General features: G+C 73.1%; 20 protein-coding genes. 12 read left to right on the top strand and 8 right to left on the bottom strand.

What is annotated here, in order from left to right; translation table 11 throughout:
* The first annotated feature begins 53 nt into the window (after nucleotides 1-53).
* Nucleotides 54-341 (top strand): DUF6158 family protein, encoded by a 288-nt coding sequence (locus ACFY5B_RS10685; RefSeq protein ID WP_190050202.1) that lies wholly within the window; start codon nucleotides 54-56, stop codon nucleotides 339-341.
* A 36-nt stretch (nucleotides 342-377) separates the two neighbouring features.
* Here the strand turns inward: ACFY5B_RS10685 and ACFY5B_RS10680 are convergent, their stop codons facing one another.
* The 3 genes from ACFY5B_RS10680 to ACFY5B_RS10670 all read right to left on the bottom strand — a co-directional run bounded on the left by ACFY5B_RS10680 (nucleotide 378) and on the right by ACFY5B_RS10670 (nucleotide 1,969).
* The gene (locus ACFY5B_RS10680) at nucleotides 378-920 is read right to left on the bottom strand and encodes a type 1 glutamine amidotransferase domain-containing protein (RefSeq protein ID WP_389967532.1); all 543 of its coding nucleotides are present in this window, start codon (nucleotides 918-920) and stop codon (nucleotides 378-380) included.
* Nucleotides 921-1,059: 139 nt separating this feature from the next.
* Nucleotides 1,060-1,491 (bottom strand): CBS domain-containing protein, encoded by a 432-nt coding sequence (locus tag ACFY5B_RS10675; RefSeq protein ID WP_389967530.1) that lies wholly within the window; start codon nucleotides 1,489-1,491, stop codon nucleotides 1,060-1,062.
* Nucleotides 1,492-1,567: 76 nt separating this feature from the next.
* Complete coding sequence (locus tag ACFY5B_RS10670; RefSeq protein ID WP_389967528.1) at nucleotides 1,568-1,969, bottom strand: DUF2795 domain-containing protein; 402 nt, start codon at nucleotides 1,967-1,969, stop codon at nucleotides 1,568-1,570.
* Between the two features lie 160 nt (nucleotides 1,970-2,129).
* On the opposite strand from ACFY5B_RS10670, the gene ACFY5B_RS10665 reads away from it, so the two are divergent.
* The 5 genes from ACFY5B_RS10665 (at nucleotide 2,130) to ACFY5B_RS10645 (ending at nucleotide 6,780) form a co-directional block, all read left to right on the top strand.
* Nucleotides 2,130-2,315 carry a hypothetical protein gene (locus ACFY5B_RS10665; protein ID WP_389967526.1) on the top strand — a complete coding sequence of 62 codons (186 nt, stop codon included), beginning with the start codon at nucleotides 2,130-2,132 and terminating at the stop codon, nucleotides 2,313-2,315.
* A 252-nt stretch (nucleotides 2,316-2,567) separates the two neighbouring features.
* Entirely contained in the window at nucleotides 2,568-3,362 is a 795-nt protein-coding gene (locus ACFY5B_RS10660; protein WP_389967525.1) for an RNA polymerase sigma factor SigF, read from the top strand.
* 216 nt (nucleotides 3,363-3,578) lie between these two features.
* Nucleotides 3,579-4,256, top strand: coding sequence for a hypothetical protein (locus tag ACFY5B_RS10655; protein ID WP_389967523.1), 678 nt, complete (start codon nucleotides 3,579-3,581; stop codon nucleotides 4,254-4,256).
* A gap of 227 nt (nucleotides 4,257-4,483) precedes the next feature.
* The gene (locus ACFY5B_RS10650) at nucleotides 4,484-5,731 is read left to right on the top strand and encodes an aminotransferase class I/II-fold pyridoxal phosphate-dependent enzyme (RefSeq protein WP_389967521.1); all 1,248 of its coding nucleotides are present in this window, start codon (nucleotides 4,484-4,486) and stop codon (nucleotides 5,729-5,731) included.
* Entirely contained in the window at nucleotides 5,728-6,780 is a 1,053-nt protein-coding gene (locus ACFY5B_RS10645) for an MBL fold metallo-hydrolase (RefSeq protein WP_389967519.1), read from the top strand. The genes ACFY5B_RS10650 and ACFY5B_RS10645 overlap by 4 nt, the downstream gene beginning before the upstream one ends.
* An 80-nt stretch (nucleotides 6,781-6,860) precedes the next feature.
* Here ACFY5B_RS10645 and ACFY5B_RS10640 read toward each other — a convergent pair whose 3' ends face one another.
* Together ACFY5B_RS10640 and ACFY5B_RS10635 are read right to left on the bottom strand one after the other, a co-directional pair.
* The gene (locus tag ACFY5B_RS10640) at nucleotides 6,861-7,490 is read right to left on the bottom strand and encodes a DedA family protein (RefSeq protein WP_389967517.1); all 630 of its coding nucleotides are present in this window, start codon (nucleotides 7,488-7,490) and stop codon (nucleotides 6,861-6,863) included.
* 14 nt (nucleotides 7,491-7,504) lie between these two features.
* Nucleotides 7,505-8,278: an MBL fold metallo-hydrolase gene (locus tag ACFY5B_RS10635; protein WP_389967515.1), complete on the bottom strand. Its 774-nt coding sequence runs from the start codon at nucleotides 8,276-8,278 to the stop codon at nucleotides 7,505-7,507.
* A gap of 83 nt (nucleotides 8,279-8,361) precedes the next feature.
* On the opposite strand from ACFY5B_RS10635, the gene ACFY5B_RS10630 reads away from it, so the two are divergent.
* The 5 genes from ACFY5B_RS10630 to dnaK all read left to right on the top strand — a co-directional run bounded on the left by ACFY5B_RS10630 (nucleotide 8,362) and on the right by dnaK (nucleotide 14,282).
* Entirely contained in the window at nucleotides 8,362-8,763 is a 402-nt protein-coding gene (locus ACFY5B_RS10630; protein WP_030843767.1) for a hypothetical protein, read from the top strand.
* Between the two features lie 111 nt (nucleotides 8,764-8,874).
* Complete coding sequence (locus ACFY5B_RS10625) at nucleotides 8,875-10,950, top strand: phage holin family protein (protein ID WP_389967513.1); 2,076 nt, start codon at nucleotides 8,875-8,877, stop codon at nucleotides 10,948-10,950.
* Between the two features lie 142 nt (nucleotides 10,951-11,092).
* A complete protein-coding gene (locus ACFY5B_RS10620; protein ID WP_030843761.1) occupies nucleotides 11,093-11,521 on the top strand; it encodes an OsmC family peroxiredoxin in 429 nt (142 codons plus the stop codon).
* A gap of 87 nt (nucleotides 11,522-11,608) precedes the next feature.
* Nucleotides 11,609-12,349, top strand: coding sequence for a glycerophosphodiester phosphodiesterase family protein (locus ACFY5B_RS10615; protein ID WP_389967511.1), 741 nt, complete (start codon nucleotides 11,609-11,611; stop codon nucleotides 12,347-12,349).
* 67 nt (nucleotides 12,350-12,416) lie between these two features.
* Nucleotides 12,417-14,282, top strand: coding sequence for a molecular chaperone DnaK (gene dnaK / locus ACFY5B_RS10610; protein WP_389967509.1), 1,866 nt, complete (start codon nucleotides 12,417-12,419; stop codon nucleotides 14,280-14,282).
* 270 nt (nucleotides 14,283-14,552) lie between these two features.
* Here dnaK and ACFY5B_RS10605 read toward each other — a convergent pair whose 3' ends face one another.
* Together ACFY5B_RS10605 and ACFY5B_RS10600 are read right to left on the bottom strand one after the other, a co-directional pair.
* A complete protein-coding gene (locus ACFY5B_RS10605; RefSeq protein ID WP_389967507.1) occupies nucleotides 14,553-15,020 on the bottom strand; it encodes a nitrate reductase molybdenum cofactor assembly chaperone in 468 nt (155 codons plus the stop codon).
* Between the two features lie 133 nt (nucleotides 15,021-15,153).
* The gene (locus ACFY5B_RS10600; protein ID WP_389967505.1) at nucleotides 15,154-16,017 is read right to left on the bottom strand and encodes a helix-turn-helix domain-containing protein; all 864 of its coding nucleotides are present in this window, start codon (nucleotides 16,015-16,017) and stop codon (nucleotides 15,154-15,156) included.
* Between the two features lie 241 nt (nucleotides 16,018-16,258).
* On the opposite strand from ACFY5B_RS10600, the gene ACFY5B_RS10595 reads away from it, so the two are divergent.
* A complete protein-coding gene (locus ACFY5B_RS10595) occupies nucleotides 16,259-16,684 on the top strand; it encodes a hypothetical protein (RefSeq protein WP_389967503.1) in 426 nt (141 codons plus the stop codon).
* Here the strand turns inward: ACFY5B_RS10595 and ACFY5B_RS10590 are convergent.
* On the bottom strand, nucleotides 16,666-17,472 hold the full coding sequence (locus ACFY5B_RS10590) for a helix-turn-helix domain-containing protein (protein WP_389967500.1): 807 nt from the start codon (nucleotides 17,470-17,472) through the stop codon (nucleotides 16,666-16,668). The genes ACFY5B_RS10595 and ACFY5B_RS10590 overlap by 19 nt on opposite strands.
* Nucleotides 17,473-17,526: the final 54 nt, after the last annotated feature.

Below are 17,526 nucleotides of genomic sequence, written 5' to 3'. Positions count from 1 at the left end.
GATGCCGCTCGGGGGTAGTGCTCAGTTGCTCCGGGGGCGGGTACCCGGACCGCATGAACGAACACGACGAGCGGGGCGACACGATGACCGGAGTGGACCCTGACCGGCTGGACGACCAGCAGCTCATGAAAGAGCTGGAGACCATCCACCGCACGCGTCACGACACACTGCTCTACGGCTCGAACGACGCGCTGCGCGCCCACAACGAGCGCATGGCGCAGCTCGAGGGCGAGTACCTGCGCCGCAACCCGCGCCGCCCGGTGGCCGCCGGCCGCACACGCGAAGGGGCCCGGGAGCGGGGGAGCGGGGAGTCGACGACTCCCACGACCCCCGGCACCTGAGCCCCGCCCTCTGGTCGCGGTCGGCAGGGGGCGCCGTCAGGCGGCCTCCTGTGCGAAGACGTCGAGGAAGGTCTCGCAGAACGCCTTCAGATCGTCCGGCTTGCGGCTGGTGACCAGCTTGTTCGCCCCGTGGTCACAGACCTGCACCTGCTGGTCGACCCAGGTGCCGCCCGCGTTGCGGATGTCCGTCTGCAGGCTCGGCCAGGAGGTCAGCTCCCGGCCGCGTACGACGTCCGCCTCGACCAGCGTCCACGGCGCGTGGCAGATCGCCGCCACGGGGCGGCCGTGCTCGAAGAAGTCCCTGACGAACGCGACGGCCTTGTCGTCCATGCGCAGGAAGTCCGGGTTGGCCACACCGCCCGGCAGCACGAGGGCACCGAACGAGTCCGGTGCGGTATCGCCCACGACCTCGTCCACGGGGAACGTGTCCGCCTTGTCGAGGTGGTTGAACGCCTGGATCTCGCCCTGCTGCGTCGACACCAGCACGGGCTCGTGACCGGCGTCCTTCGCGGCCTGCCACGGATCGGTCAGCTCGACCTGCTCGACGCCCTCGGGCGCGACCAGAAACGCGATACGCATGATGTCAACGTCCTCTCCGGGAGCGGACGGGCGCCGGCGCTCCAGCGCGCCGCGCCGCTCCCCGCGTGGTTCTCGTGGTTTTCGTGGTTCTCGTTCTTCGTGTCGCGGGCGGCGCTGGTCCGCCCGGCCCGATCCGGGCTCAGGCATCGCCCCGGGCGTCCGGGGCGGCCCGGCTGATGTCGGCGAGTGCCGACGCGGGGTCCTCGACCTCGGCCACGTCGCCGAGGCTCACGATGCCGACCGGCAGCCCGTTCTCCACCACCGGCAGCCGGCGTACCGCGTGCTCGCGCATCAGCTGCACGGCGGTCGCCACCCGGTCGTCCGGCGCCACCGTCACCGGATTCCCGGTGCAGACGGTCCGCGCGCTGACCGTCATCGGGTCGGCGCCGTCCGCGACGGCCCGTACGGTGATGTCACGGTCGGTGAGCACGCCGATCACGTCCTGCCCCTCGGCCACCACCACGTCGCCGATGTTCTGCGTGCGCATCAGCTGCGCCGCCTCGACGAGCGAGGCGTCCGGGCGCACGGCGACCACACCCGCCGTCATCACGTCCTTCACGTACTCGGCCATCACTCGGGCCTCCCCTCCGTTTCCTTCCAAGCCGGTGGGGGCACCGCGGCCTGCCGCGGTGCCCCCTGCTCGCTCCCTACGCGTACTCCTCCGGACCGGTCTCACGGGCCCGGACGAGAGCCTCGGCCAGCTCCTGGACATTGCCGTAGCGCTCCTGGCGCGGCAGCCCCTCCAGGGCCTCGACGAGGACGTCGGGTGCCTGATGGCCGCGCAGTTCGCGGGCCAGCTCCCGCGGACTCGCGGGGAACGCCTTGCGGCCCAGGATCCGGGCCAGTTCCAGCCGCACCGACTCCAGTGACGTCGGCGCACGGCTCGGCGTCACCGGCCCGTGGGCGACCTCGGGGTCGTCCTCGGCGGCCGGCTCCGGGTCGTGCCACTCCTCACTGCGCGTGGGGTGCCCGGACCTGAGCAGACCCTGCAGTTCGTGTTTCATCTCGTCGTCCCGGTGGACGCTCAGCCGGTCGCTGCCTCGCTGCATGTCTCCCTCCAGACGTTCGGGGGCCCGCACCGCGTACCCGTACACCGGAGGGCAACACAGGTTCCGTCAGTCCGATCGCCGCTGTCCGCACCGGTTTGCGCCGTGCCCTGCGGGAGACCCGGACCACCCCCCCCCACACATCCCTGGGGAAGGACACGTCATGGCGTTGCTCGCTGTGCTCATCCCGCTGCTCATGCTCGGAGTGGTGCTGGTGCTGGGCCGTTACGAGGAGCTGCTGCTGCCGAAGGAGAACGCCGACCGGCGTGAACCGGCCGCCGATTCGCCCACCGCCGCAGTGGTCACGTCTTCTGCCGCACCGGCCGGAACCCCTGCCCCTGCGCCCTGAGGCCCTGCTCGACCATCGGTCCCCGGTCCTCGCCCCCAAGAGCGCGGCGGTACGAGTCACCCTGCGCGACGGCGGAGAACCTCTCCGGGTTTGCGGGTGGGGGCCGGGGGCAGGCGCCCTTGAGTGCTTCGGACAGGAGGCACGCCCGTGGGAGCGGCGTCGCGCGCCGCCATCGAGGCCCTGTCCCACAGCGGATGCGCTTCCACGGTGACCGTCCGGCCCATTGCACCTTCAAGGGAAGTGCGACGCATCATGCCGACCCGAACCCGCGCGCAGAAGCACCCCCACGACGACGCCCCCGACACCGCAGAGGCCTTCCGCAGGCTCACCTCGATGCCCGCAGGCCCGCAGCGCGACGCCCTCCGCGACGAGATAGTCGAGGCCTGGCTGCCCATGGCCGACCGCCTCGCCGGACGCTTCCGCAGCCGCGGCGAGAACTTCGAGGACCTGCGCCAGGTCGCGGCCCTCGGCCTGGTCAAGGCCGTCGACCGGTACGACCCCGAGCGCGGAAACGCCTTCGAGAGCTACGCCGTGCCGACCATCACCGGAGAGATCAAGCGGCACTTCCGGGACCACATGTGGACGCTGCACGTACCCCGCCGCGTCCAGGATCTGCGCAACCGGGTGCGGGTCGCCGGCCAGGACCTGTCCCAGAGCATCTCCGGCCGGCAGCCCACCGTGGCCGAGCTCGCCGCACACGCGAACATGAGCGAGGAGGACGTCCGGGCGGGCCTGGAGGCGCTGGAGAGTTTCACGGCGCTGTCCCTGGACGCGGAACTGCCCGGCAGCGAGGACGGGTACTCGCTGAGCGACGCCCTGGGCTCCACCGACCCCGCCCTGGACACGGTCGTCGACCGCGAGTCCGTGAAGGCGCGGCTGGCCGCCCTGCCCGAGAGGGAGCGGGCGATTCTCTACATGCGGTTCTTCGGCGACATGACGCAGAGCCGGATCGCCGAGGAGCTGGGGATCTCGCAGATGCACGTGTCCCGGCTGATCAGCCGGTGCTGCGGGCGGGTGCGGGAGCAGGTCATGCGGGATGTCGCCTAGCGGCGCGGGGGTTGACGCGGTCGTGCGGGTGCGGCCGGTGGTGGCCTGACGAGCCCACGCGGCGGAGCCGCGCATCGGTGCGGTCCCGCGCCCCCGGGGCTCCCCGATTCACTCGGTTGAGTGGCACTGTCCCGCCAATGGGGCCGCGCCGCGCGCGACGCCACAGAGGCCTGGCTGTCATGGCAGAGGGGTATCACCACCGAAGGAGTCCCCTCGATGCGCCGCAGCCTGTACGCCCTGTCCGTTTCCGTTCTGGCGGGCTCAGCCCTGGTTGGCTTCGCGCCGGCCGAATTCTCCGAACCGGCCGCCGAGGTCAGTCCCGCCACCGTCCAGCCCGGAGGCACGCTCACCGTCTCGGTCAGCTGCGACCCGACCGAGGGGCCGCCGCCCGACGGCATCGACGCCACCTCGCAGGCCTTCGACGAGGGCACGGTGCCGCTCCGGCTCGTCACCGGCAACGACGACGAGGTGACCGGCCCGGCCTACCGCGGCACGGCCCTGATCTCCTCGGCGGAGAGCTTCGAGGGCGACCCGGACGCCCAGGGGGAGGACTCGGAGTGGACCGTCGACGGCACCTGCCCGGCCGCTCCCGGCGGCGAAGGCACACCGTGGAGCGCGACGTTCACCGTGACTCACGGCTCCGCGCCCCACAAGCCGTCGCACCGGCCCACGCACCCACCCACCCACAAGCCCTGCCCCGAGCCCCCGCACCACCGCGAACCGCAGCCCAGCGAGTGCGCGCCGGCGGCCGTCCAGCGTGGCGTACGGGCCGGTGACGGCGGCGCCTTCACCGACTCCGTGCCGGCCCTGGTGGCCGGCGGAGCCCTGATCGCCGGTGCGTTCGGTGCCGCCGCGCACCGGCTGCGCAACCGGGAGAGCGACCCCTGCCGCTGACCTAACGGGCGCGGTCCACCGCCCCGGACGGCAGCGGCTTCCCCGGCCGGGGCCCGCTCATGCTGTGACCATCACGACCCGGCCCGCGCCCATGGCGCGGTGGCACCCGGGGTACTCGGTGGCCGAGGGCACGAGCCGCGCCGTACGGATCACCGGGCAGCGCACGGCGCACGCGCCGAGGGCGGCACGACACGGCGGCACCAGGCACTGGCACTGCGGAGGTACGGATGCGGCGGACGGCCCCCGAAGGTCACGGCCCCGTCCGGTTCGGGCCGCCGCTCCCCGAGGACGGGCTGCCGGTCCTGCCGGAGCTGTCCGCCGTGCTCGCCGCCGCGGCGTCCCGGGGCGGCCACGAGCCGGTCGGTGGCGGCCGGGCCATGCGGGAGGCCGCCTGCGGCTACTGGGACCGGCGCGGACTGCGCTGCGACCCCGACCGGGTGGCGTCCGCCCCCGGAGCGCCCGCCCTGCTGCTCGCGCTGACCGCCGCCCTCGGCGGCGACGTCCTCGTGCCGAGACCCTGCGCCGCCTGGTGGGCGCCGTACGCACGTCTGCTGGGGCGCCCCGCCTTCCATGTGCAGACCCCACCGGAGAGCGGCGGCGTGCCCGACCCGTACGCCCTGCTGGAGACCGTGCGCAGGGTCCGCGCCGAGGGCGGTGACCCGCGGCTGCTCGTGCTGTCCGTGGCCGACGACCCCACCGCGACCGTCGCCCCTCCAGAACTGCTCCACGAGACCGTCGAGGCCGCCCAGGGCGAGGGATTGCACCTCGTCAGCGACGAGACCTGGCGCGACACCCTGCACGACCCGCACGACACGGTGCTGCTCAGCCCCGCCGAGATGGTGCCCGACCGGGTCACCGTCGTCACCGACCTGGCCGGGGCCCTGCTCCCGGCCGGCTGGCCCGCCGCCGTGGCCCGTTTCCCGGCCGGGCAGGAGGGGGCCGGCCTCCACGCCCGCGTCCTCGACGTCCTCACCGCCCTCGACGCCCGCGTGGCCGCGCCCGTCGCCGCGGCGGCCGGGTACGCCCTCGGGGAGCCGGACGCGGTCATCGCGCGCGTGGCGGCCGCCGTGCGCCTGCACGCGCTGCTGGCCGCCGCGACGCACACCGCCGTCGTCGCCGCGGGCGCCCTCGCCCGGCCCCCGCGGTCGGGCCGCCACCTGTACGTGGACCTGGCCCCGCTGAGCCCCGCGCTGACCGCGCACGGCATCGGCGACGCACAGGAACTGGAGGACTTCCTCACCGGACGCCTCGGCATGCCGGCCCCGGGCGGGCACCGCTTCGGCGACGACCTCGAAGCCCCGCGCGTGCGGCTCTCCACCGGCGCACTGCTGGCCGGCTCCGACGCGGAACGCGCGGAATTCCTCACCTCACCCACACCGTTGGAACTGCCGCACGTGCACCACGCGTTGATCCAACTGAAGTCGGTCTTCGACGATCTCCGCGGCGACGCTGAGCGATGGGAGCCTCCTCGATGACGCAGCAGTCCGAGTCGACCACCAGCGCGGCCCCCCGGGCAGCCGACGAGCCCGTGCTCCCGTCGCCCCTGGCACCCCCGCACCCGCCCCTGGCCGAACCCCGGCCCCTGGCCGAGCGGCGAGTGTGGCCGCGTACCTTCCACGACCGACTGACCGCGCCGCTCCCGGGGTTGAAGGCCATGGCCCGCTTCGCACGCGAGGGCGCGGTGAGACCCGGCCCACAGGGCCTGGCCGACATTCCCCGGCTGCCCTACGCCCCGGCTCCGCTGCCCCGCGTCGACGCCCGCACCGTCGCCGTCACCTGGGCGGGCCACGCCAGTTGGGTGCTGCGCATCGGCGGACTGACGGTCCTCACCGACCCGGTGTGGTCCCGCCGCATCCTCGGCACCCCCGCCCGCATCACCCCCGTCGGCGTCCCCTGGGAAGACCTGCCGCGCGTCGACGCCGTCGTCATCAGCCACAACCACTACGACCACCTCGACGCTCCCACCCTGCGCCGTCTCCCGCGCGACACCCCGGTGTTCGTCCCGGCCGGTCTCGCCCGCTGGTTCCACCGCCGCCGCTTCACGCGCGTGACGGAACTCGACTGGTGGGAGGCGGCCGAACTGGACGGCGTCCGCTTCGACTTCGTCCCGTCCCACCACTGGTCCAAGCGCAGCCTCACCGACACCTGCCACAGCCTGTGGGGCGGTTGGGTCCTGACCGACCGAGGCGGCCAACGCGTCTACTTCGCGGGCGACACGGGCTACGGCCACTGGTTCTCCCGGATCGGCCGCCGCTACCCCGGGATCGACCTGGCCCTCCTGCCCATCGGCGCCTACGACCCCCGCTGGTGGCTGCGCGACGTGCACTGCGACCCGGAGGAGGCGGTCCGCGCCGCCCAGGACCTGGGCGCGCGCAGGATGGCCCCCATGCACTGGGCGACGTTCGTCCTGTCGGCGGAGCCGGTCATGGAGCCCCTGACGCGGGTGCGGACCGCATGGGAGAAGGCGGGCCTGCCCCGGGAAAACCTCTGGGACATGCCGGTCGGCGCGTCAAAGGTGCTGTGAGGGGGCCGCCCAGGGGCGCGGGGAACTGAGCGACCAGCAGCCCACAGCCCGCACCCCGAGCGGCCGGGTCCAGAACGGCGCTACCGAACCCGCCGTACCACCGCCGGCACCGCGCTGATCAGCACGGTCAGCACGATCGCCGCCAGGACGCCTTGCCACGGCTCGTCGAACAACGCCCCTCCGAGAATCCCGATCAACTGATACGTCACGGCCCACGCCAGACACGCCGGAAAGTTCCCGCGGGAGAACCTCCGCATCGGCCACTCCGCCAGCAGACACGCCAGCATCACGGGAATCCGCCCGGCCGGCACCAGCCGGGACAACACCAGCACGGCGACCCCATGGGCGGCGAGCTTCTCCTGTGCCTGCTCCAGCCGGTCCTCCGGTGCCCGCGACCGGATCGCCTTCAGCCACCGCGACCCGTTCTTCGACTTCAGCCCGCGCCGCCCCAGCCAGTACAGCGCCGCATCGCCCAGGAACGCCGCCAGCGACGCCGTCACGAACACCATCGCCAGCGAGAACGGCGCCGTCCGGTGCACGGCGACCACCGCCGCCGAACTCACCAGCGCACCCGTCGGAATCACCGGCACCAGCGCCCCGGCCAGCACCAGCAGGAAGAGCGTCGGATAGCCGATCGCCTGCTGCGTGGACGCCGGCACCACGGACGCCGGTGTGACGGCCGATGCCGCGAGCAGCGGCGCGAGCGCCAAGGGCGCGGAATGACTCACCGCGCGGCCTCCAGGCGCACGCTCTCCCCGTGCCCGAGCCGGTGCACCGAAACAGAAGGGGCGTGCCGGTTCGCCAGCCGGACGAACTCGTCGCCCGGCGCGTGGAACTCGTGGGGGCGCACGGCGTCCATGCCGATCGGCCAGTACGTGCCGTAGTGCACCGGCACCGCACTGCGCGGCGCCAGCCGTGCCAGCGCCTGCGCCGCCCGGCCCGCGTCCAGGTGCCCCTCGCCCAGGTACGGCCCCCAGCCGCCCACCGGCAGCAGCGCCACCTCGACCGGCCCGACCTCGTCGGCCATGTCGTCGAACAGCCCGGTGTCCCCGGCGAAATACGTGCGGGCCTCGCCGGCTATGACGTAGCCGAGCGCGGGGGAGCGGTGCGGCCCGAACGGCAGCCGCCGCCCGTCGTGCCGCGCGGGCACGGCCCGTACGACGATGTCGCCGACCGGCGTCTCGTCGCCGGGCGCCACTTCGCTCACCCGCAGGTGCGTGAGCCGGCGCAGACCCGGCACCGCCCGGCGCGCGCCCCGGGGCACGAGCAGGCGCGTGCCCTCGGCGAGCCGCATCAGCGACGGCACGTGCAGGTGGTCGGCGTGCAGATGCGACACCAGCGCCACGTCCGCGCGCGGGGCGCCCGGGGGCGGCAGGGCTCCGCGCCGGCGGCGCAGGTGTGCGAGCCGGCGTGCGAACAGGGGATCCGTGAGCACGCGCACGTTCGAATCCTCGACGGTGCAAGTGGCGTGACCCCACCAGGTGATCTCCACCGGCACTTCTTTGCCTCCTTCGCGCGACTCCCCGAAGCCTACGTGCAGGAGTAGGGTCGGCGGCGAAACCGGAGGTGAGGGGGGACGCCATGGTGCCGGTGCGGGTCACGGCGATCGCGAGTCTGACGCCGCTGGAGGAGCTGGACGACGATCCGTTCCTCGTCGACTCCCGCAGTCAGCACGCGATGTGCGCCCGCTGGGCCGCCGAGCGGGGCTACGTGGTCAGCCGGGAGTTACTGGTCCGGGGGCTGCGGCCCGACCACGGCGCCCTGTGGGACGGGGTCCGGCCCGGCCTCGACCTGTTCGTCGCGCCCAGCCGGCGGGTCCTGGAGAGCGCGCTCGCCTCCGTCGAGGAGTTCACCGCCGAGTGCGCGCGGCGTGGTGTACGCGTCGAGACGGTGGGGCATGCGGAACCTGCGTACGACGCGGCGATGAAGGCCTGTGTGCACCGCCGGCTGTCGATGCCGACCGCCGGCTACGACGGCCGCTGACGCCGTCCCCTCACCGGTGTGTCACCGGGGGACGAAACCGCCCGGCCGGGCGTTGAGACACTGTGGGGGAGGGCTCGCCGCGGCTGCGGGCCAGGGACGAGGTGGCGGGGCGTGCGGGGCGTGCGGTGGCGGCGGGTCGCCAGTCAGGTGGGGCGGAGCGTCGCCGTGTGGGCGGTCTCCACCGTCACCATGCTCGTACTCGCCGGGATCCTCCCGGAGTTCCGGCTCCGCTCGGAGAACGGCGACAGCGCGACGGACATAGCCGTCACGGCGGCCTTCGGGGCCGGCGCCTTCGGTCTGCTGTCGGCCCTGGTGTGGCCACTGCTCGTGCGGCTGCTGCTGCTCGTACCGGCACTGGTGCTGGGACTGCTGGTGTTCTTCCTCAACGGCGCCCTGCTGCTGCTCGCCCTGTACCTGAACCCCGCGGAGCGCGGCGCCGCCGCGCCGGAGACCGCCGTCGTCGTCGCCGCCGTGATGTCCGCGGTGGCGTCCGCGACCGGCGCCGCCCTGGCCGTGCGGGACGACGACGCCTACCGCCGCAGGCTCTACCGCCTCTCCGACCGCCGCCGCCGGTCGGGACCGCCCTCCCCCGCCGCCCCCGGCACGGTCTTCGTGCAGCTCGACGGCGTCGGCCACGACACCCTGCTCGACGCGGTCGGCAACGGCCTGATGCCCACCGTCGCCCGCTGGCTCGACATCGGCGACGGCGGCCGCCCCACCCACCGGCTCACCCCCTGGCGCACCGACTGGTCCAGCCAGACCGGCGCCAGCCAGCTCGGCATCCTGCACGGCAGCAACCACGACGTCCCGGCCTTCCGCTGGTACGAGAAGGACACCCGCGAGGTGGTCGTCTGCAACCGCCCGACCAGCGCCGCCGAACTGCAGCGCCGTGCCGTCGAGCACGCGGGGCACGGCGGGCTGCTCACCGTCGACGGCGCCAGCCGCGGCAACCTGTTCAGCGGCGGCGCCGAACAGCAGGCCCTGGTGCTGTCCATCGCGGCCCGCAGACGCAGCCGCGAGAACCGTTCCCGTGCGGGCTACTTCGCCTATTTCTCCGACCCGGCCAACGCGGTGCGCACGGCGCTCTCCTTCATCGCCGAGGTCGGCCGCGAGATCGGCCAGTCCACCCGGGCGCGCCTGCGCAAGCAGCGCCCGTGCGTCTCCCGCGGCGGCCTCTACCCCCTCGTCCGGGCCTTCGCGACGGTCGTCGAGCGGGACGTCGTGGTCGCCGCCGTGACGGGCGACATGCTCGTCGGCCGCACGGCCGTCTTCGCCGACCTGGTGGCCTACGACGAGGTCGCCCACCACTCCGGCCCGGCGAGCCGGGACGCGCAGAAGGTGCTGGAACGCCTCGACCGCTCGCTCGCCCTGATCGAGAACGTCGCCGAGCACGCCCCGCGTCCGTACCGGATCGTCGTGCTGTCCGACCACGGCCAGAGCCCCGGCGAGACCTTCCGCTCCCGCTACGGCCTCACGCTCGGCGACCTGGTGCGGGCCGGTTGCGGCATGCCCGTGCCGCGCAAGGCCGAGCGCACCCGCAGCGGCGCGGAGGCCCGCGCCGCCGTGCGCGCCGCGCTGCGCTTCCCCGTCGCGGAGACCGGCGAAGAGCACCGCCCCGCGCGCGACTCCGAGCCGATCGTGCTGGCCTCCGGCAACCTCGGCCTGGTCTCCTTTCCGGACGTCACCCACCGGATGAGCAAGGAGGAGATCGACGCCCGCCACCCCGCGCTGCTGCCGACCCTCGCCAACCACCCCGGCATCGGCTTCCTGCTGGTCCGCAGCGAGGAGCACGGCGGTGTCGTCCTCGGCGCGTACGGCGCCGAGATCCCGCTGGCCGACCTCGACGACAACCCGGGCCCGCTCGCCCCGTTCGGCCCGGGCGCGGCCGACGCGATACGCCGTACGCACTCCTTCCCGCACACCGCCGACATCATGGTCAACTCCTTCCACGACCCGGCCGACGGCGAAGTCCTCGCCTTCGAGGAGCAGATCGGCTCCCACGGCGGCCTGGGCGGCGCCCAGGGCAGACCCTTCCTGCTGTCCCCGCTCGGCGTCTCCGCACCGGTCGGCGAGGGCGAGGAACTCGTCGGCGCCGAGCACGTGCACCGGATACTGCGGCGCTGGCTGCGCGAGTCGAACGGACCGCAGGTGCCGCTGGAGGCCACCGAGGAGGAGCACGCCGCCTGACCTCCGGCGGCGCACCCCGGGCCGCACGCACACCGCCAGAGGGCAGGTCTTTGCCGTGACTTGAGCCGGAGTGTGATCGGATGGGGGACACGGGGCCCGGAGACGGGCCCGCACGCGAGTCCGTACGCGAAAGGAAGAACTCGTGGCTACCACGCGCTCCGCACACACGGTCTGGGAAGGCAACCTGCTCGAGGGCAACGGTGTCGTCACCTTCGACTCCTCCGGTGCCATCGGCGAGCAGCCGGTCACGTGGGCCTCGCGCGCCCAGGAGGCGAACGGCAAGACCAGCCCCGAGGAGCTGATCGCGGCCGCCCACTCCAGCTGCTTCTCCATGGCCTTCTCCAACATCCTCAACAAGGCCGGGACGCCGCCCACCAAGCTCATCACCTCGGCCGACGTCTCCTTCCAGCCGGGTGAGGGCATCACCGGCATCCACCTCACCGTCGAGGGCACCGTCCCCGGCATCGACGAGGCGGCCTTCCAGGCCGCCGCCGACGAGGCCAAGACCGGCTGCCCGGTCAGCCAGGCCCTCAAGGCGACGCCCATCACACTGACCGCCAAGCTCGCCTGACCTGCTGTATCCCCGACGCGCGGGCCCGCCCACCGGGGCGGCCCGCGCGTCGTCGGTTGGACGACCCTCCTCCGGGAACAGACGACCATGACGCCACACCCCGCCGTCTCCGCCCACCGGGGCGGCTCCGAGCGAGCCGGCCCCGCCACCTGGGAGGCGTACGAGGACGCGATCGCGTCCGGTGCGGAGTACGTCGAGTTCGACGTCCGCCGCACCGGGGACGGGGTCCTCGTCGTCCACCACGACCCCCGGGTCGGACCCGCCGGGCCGCCGCTGTCCGCGCTGACCTATGCCGGACTGTGCGAGCGGGCCGGATACGCCGTGCCCGTGGTGGACGAGGTCATGGCGCTGATCGCCGGAAAACTCGTGGCCCACCTCGACCTCAAGGAGGTCGGCTACGAGCAGGAGGTGGTCGACCGGGCGGTCGCCCTGCTCGGCGCGGACGGGCTGGTCGTGACCACGCTGGAGGACCGTTCCGTCGCCGCCGTCACCCGGAGCCACCCCGGTGTGCGCACCGCCCTGTCCCTCGGGCGGGACCGCCGGGAACTCGCCCTGTCCCGGCTGCCCGGAATCCGGCTGAGCGAGTTGTTCCCGGCCCGCCGGATCCGAGCCTGCGGGGCACACGGCGTCGCCGTGCACCAGCGGCTGGCCAGGACCAACGTGCTGCGCGAGGCGACCCGGCACGGTCTGTTCACCATGGTCTGGACCGTCAACGACGACACGCTCATGCGGGCCTTCCTCGCTCACCCGCGCGTCGACGTGCTCGTCACCGACCGGCCCCGGCGGGCCGTGGCGCTGCGCGGCCCGATCACCCCCTCGCGGCATTGACAACGGCGCACTCAAGTTTTGTGCTGGATTGTGTGGAGAGTCGTCGCCCTGGCGGAAGGGGACAGCGATGGGACGAGCGGTCGGAGTCGACCTCGGAACCACGAACTCGGTGGTCGCCGTGCTGGAAGGCGGCGAGTCCACCGTCATCGCCAACGCGGAGGGGGCCCGGACCACTCCCTCGGTCGTGGCGTTCGCCAAGAACGGCGAGGTGCTGGTCGGAGAGGTGGCCAAACGGCAGGCCGTGACGAACGTGGAGCGCACCGCCCGCTCGGTGAAGCGGTACATGGGCGACGCGCACTGGCGCTTCCCGGGAGAGGGCGACGTGGACGGCACCCGCTACCGGGCCCAGGAGCTGTCCGCGCGGGTGCTGCAGAAGCTCAAGCGGGACGCGGAGTCCTACCTCGGCGAGGACGTCACCGACGCCGTGATCACCGTCCCCGCCTACTTCGACGACACCCAGCGGCAGGCCACCAAGGAGGCCGGTGAGATCGCGGGCCTGAAGGTGCTGCGCATCATCAACGAGCCGACGGCCGCGGCCCTCGCCTACGGCCTGGACAAGGAGAACGACCAGACGGTCCTCGTCTTCGACCTCGGCGGCGGCACCTTCGACGTGTCGCTGCTGGAGATGGGCGAGGGCGTCATCGAGGTGAAGGCCACCAACGGCGACACGCACCTCGGCGGCGACGACTGGGACCAGCGGATCGTCGAGTACCTGATCAAGCGTTTCAAGGGCCAGACCGGCGTCGACCTCGCGGGCGACAAGATGGCGGTGCAGAGGCTGCGCGAGGGCGCCGAGCGCGCCAAGATCGAGCTCTCCAGCTCGACCGAGACGACGATCAACCTGCCCTACATCACGGCCTCCGCCGAGGGGCCCCTGCATCTCGACGAGAAGCTGACCCGCGCCCAGTTCCAGGAGCTCACCGCCGATCTGCTCGACCGCTGCAAGGCCCCGTTCCACCAGGCGGTCAAGGACGCCGGTGTGAAGCTCTCGGCGATCGACCACGTGATCCTCGTGGGCGGCTCGACCCGGATGCCCGCGGTGACCGACCTGGTCAAGGAACTGACCGGGAAGGACCCGCACAAGGGCGTCAACCCCGACGAGGTCGTGGCCGTGGGGGCGGCGCTCCAGGCGGGCGTCATCCGCGGCGACGTCAAGGACGTGCTGCTGCTCGACGTCACCCCGCTGTCCCTGGGCATCGAGACCAAGGGCGGCATCATGACGAAGCTCATCGAGCGCAACACGACCATTCCGACCCGGCGTTCGGAGATCTTCACGACTGCGGCCGACAACCAGCCCTCGGTCGGCATCCAGGTCTACCAGGGCGAACGGGAGATCGCGGCGTACAACAAGAAGCTCGGCGTCTTCGACCTGACGGGCCTGCCACCGGCACCGCGTGGCGTACCGCAGATCGAGGTGGCGTTCGACATCGACGCCAACGGCATCATGCACGTCTCCGCCAAGGACATGGCCACCGGCCGCGAACAGAAGATGACCGTCACCGGCGGCTCGGCCCTGCCCAAGGACGACATCGACCGCATGATGCGCGAGGCAGAGCAGTACGCCGAGGAGGACCGGGAGCGCCGGGAGGCCGCCGAGACCCGCAACCAGGCCGAGCAACTCGTCTATCAGACAGAGAACTTCCTCCGCGAGAACGGCGACCGCGTCCCGGCCGACACGAAGTCCGAGGTCGAGTCGGCCGTCGCCGAGGTGAAGGAGCGCCTGGAACAGCAGGCGGACACCGCCGCCCTGCGCGCCGGCGTCGAGAAACTCGCTTTGGTCAGCCAGAAGATGGGTCAGGCGATGTACGCCCAGGCCCAGCAGGCCCCCACCGAGGAACCTCCCGGCACCTCGCACGACGAGGAGGGCGTGGTCGACGCGGAGATCGTGGACGAGGAGAAGAACGGCCGGGACGCGAAGGGAGGCGCCGCCTAGCCCGACTCCCTTCGGGAAAGCCATTCCGCGATGTCAGTGCGGGCGGCCCCGGCGGGACCGCAGATGCGGGACGGACGCGCACGCCGGATCCGGCGTCACCTTCGGCGGCCCGGCCCGGCCCGGCCCGGCCCGGCCCTGCCCCGGCCCCCGGCCGCACGGCTCTCACCGCGACGGCGGCCCTGGACGACAGCGGCCGCTGGGGGCCGGTGCGTCGGTCCACCGCGTCCCGGACCGCTCGTGCGACCCGTGGCTGGACCCGTCGGCGGGCTTCTAGAGCGCGGTGTGCGCGGGCGGCAGTGTCGCGCACACCGCGTCCAGGACCGACGCGTACGGCGTACCGAAGTCGGTGAGTTTGCAGCGGAGCTGGTCCAGGCCGTCCCGGTGGTCCGCCAACAGCCCGGTGTTACCGGTGCGGGCCGCGAACTCCAGGACCGCCGGCAGGAAGTCCGGCGGCTCCTCGCCGGTGGTCTCCAGGCCGTGCGCGCGGTACAGCTCCTCCGACGGTGCCGGTGTGGCCTCGCGCCAGACGCTCAGATACAGGCTGTGGTCCTGCCCGGCCTCGAAGACCTCGACGTAGTGGGCGGCCAGTTCCCTCGGCGGGGTGACGGCCGCGTGATCGGCGAACTCCCGTAGCTGCGGGGCGGCTTCGCGCAGCAGCGGCAGCCGGGCGCGGAAGTCGTCGTCGGGGTACATCAGGCACAGCGCCGCCGCCTGGTACAGCACCTCGAATCCGGGCATCGGACCTCCTCCAGCGAGCGCTTGCCTGCCCGCCCGTCATCCCGACGCTAGGGGCGCGCCGGGAAGCACACCTGCCGACGGCGCCCGTACGGGTCAGAACCCGTCCCATGACGTCGGGCGGGAGGCGAGCCGCTCAGTAGCGCTCGCGGTACTCCCGCAGCAGTTCCTCCGTGCGCTGCGCGGAGCCCGCCCGGGCCGTCATGTGGTCCAGCACCTCCAGATGCGCGGAGACCTCCTTGCGGGAGTCCAGGTACAGCGCGCCGGTCAGGTACTCGGTGAAGACCATGTCGGGCAGCTCGGGCTCGGCGAAGCGGAACAGCGAGAACGGCGCGTACGTGCCCGGGTGGGGGCCGTCCGCGAACTCGGCGATCTGGAGGGTGACCCGGTCGCGCCCGGCGTACTCCAGCAGCTTGTCCAGCTGCTCGCGCATTACCCGGCCGTCCGCGCTCACCGGGCGGCGCAGCACCGTCTCGTCCATGATGACCCATAGGTGCGGCGGATTCGGGCGGTCCAGGAGCCGCTGCCGCTCCATGCGCAGCGACACATGCCGGTCCACGGCGTCCGGCCCGGCGTTCGCGACGGTGCCGGTCTGCAGCACGGCCCGCGCGTACCCCTCGGTCTGCAGCAGCCCCGGCACGAAGTGCGGCTCGTACGACCGGATGATCCGGGCCGCGCCCTCCAGGCTCACGTACAGGCTGAACCACTCCGGCAGCACGTCGTGGAACCGCTGCCACCAGCCCGGCCGGTTCGCCTCCTCCGCGAGGTCGACGAAGGCGGCGATCTCGTCCCCGGCCACCCCGTACGCCGTCAGCAGGATCTGCACGTACGGGATCTTCAGCGCGACGTCGGCGGCCTCCATCCGCCGGACCGTCGCCGGGGCGACCCGCAGCACCTTCGCGGCCTCGTCACGACTGAGGCCCGCGGCCTCACGCAGCTCCTGCAACCGCTTGCCCAGGACCACCTGGCCCACGGTGGGTGCGGCCCGCCGTTCACTCACGCCACGCCTCCCCAACGTGCCCAAGCCTGCGATCAGTCTGTCACGGTCGGTCGTCGGCACGACAGGGCCGGGAGCGAGAAGATCGCCGGAAGCGGAGGAGCGGCGCGGGCATTACCCCGCGGGTAATCGACCGTAGGCCACCCGAAAGGGATCGTGAACGTACCGGTTCCCGGGCCGGCGCACTCCGCCCCGGGAACCGGCCCCAGCCGCCGCACCACGACCCGACGGAGGGTGATCACCCATGTCCGCGATCCAGCTCGCCGCACTCGCCCGGACCTCCGAGCCGCAGTCGATGCTGCGCCGCTTCCTCGCCCTGGACGCCGCCGTGACCGGCGCCAACGCGCTCGCCTACCTCACCTTGTCCGGCCCGCTCGGACGGTTCCTCGGGGCCGACGCCGCGCTGCTCCTCACCGTGGGTGCGTTTCTCGCCGGCTATGCGGCCGCCGTGGGCCTGCTGGCCGCCCGCAGGCAGCCGCCGACGCTCGGCGTACGGGCCGTCGTCGAGGCCAACCTCGCCTGGGCGGCGGTGAGCCTCGCCGCCCTGGCGTTGTGGCTCGCACCGAGCACGGCGGGCGCTGTGTGGACGGTGCTCCAGGCCCTGGTGGTGGCCGCGTTCGCCGTCCTCCAGCACAGGGCGCTGAGGGCCCGTCAGGACGCTCGAAACTGAAGGTACTTGACCGTCGCCGGGTCGGCCGGGAGCAGCGTCTCGATGGCCAACTCGGCGACCGTCACGTCCATCGGCGTGTTGAACGTGGAGATCGAGGAGATGAACGACAGCGTCCGTCCCTCGTGCTCGATCCGCAGCGGCAGCGCGAAGTACGGAACCGGCTCCGACGGCTCGTCCACCGGATCCGCCTCGGGCGCCGGGTACGCCGCCACCTCCTCGTACAGCGCCCGCAGCGGCTCCGAGCGGTGCAGCGCGATCTGCCGCTCCATCTGCTCCAGCAGATGCCCCCGCCAGGCGCGCAGATTGCGGATGCGGGGCGCGAGGCCCCGCGGGTGCAGGGCCAGCCGCATCGCGTTCAGCGGTGGCTCCAGCAGCGACTCGCAGACACCGTCGACCAGCGTCATGACCCCCCGGTTGGCGGCCACCACGTTGTACAGCGCGTCCACCACCAGCGCCGGGTACGGCTCGTAGCCGCTGATCAGCCGCTCGATGCCCGCCCGTAGCGCGCCCAGCGCCGGGTCGTCCAGCGGGGTCTCCGGGTAGCGGGGGGCGTAACCGGCCGCCAGCAGCAGCGCGTTGCGCTCCCGCACGGGCACGTCCAGATGCTCGGCCAGCCGCAGCACCATCTCCTCGCTGGGCCGGGAGCGGCCGGTTTCGACGAAGCTGATGTGCCGGGCCGAGGAGTCCGCGCGCAGGGCCAGCTCCAGCTGGCTGACCCGCCGCTGCTCCCGCCAGGCCCGCAGCAGCGGGCCCACACCCTGGTCGGCGGTGGACGGGTGAGTGGTCATGCCGGGACCGTAGTCGAGAACCGGCCGCACCGGACAGACGCACCCTGGTGACCA

Origin of the sequence: Streptomyces sp. NPDC013187, from assembly GCF_042899705.1 — a bacterium.
GTDB lineage: Bacteria > Actinomycetota > Actinomycetes > Streptomycetales > Streptomycetaceae > Streptomyces > Streptomyces hawaiiensis_A.
This window is presented reverse-complemented; position numbering and strand designations above follow the sequence as displayed.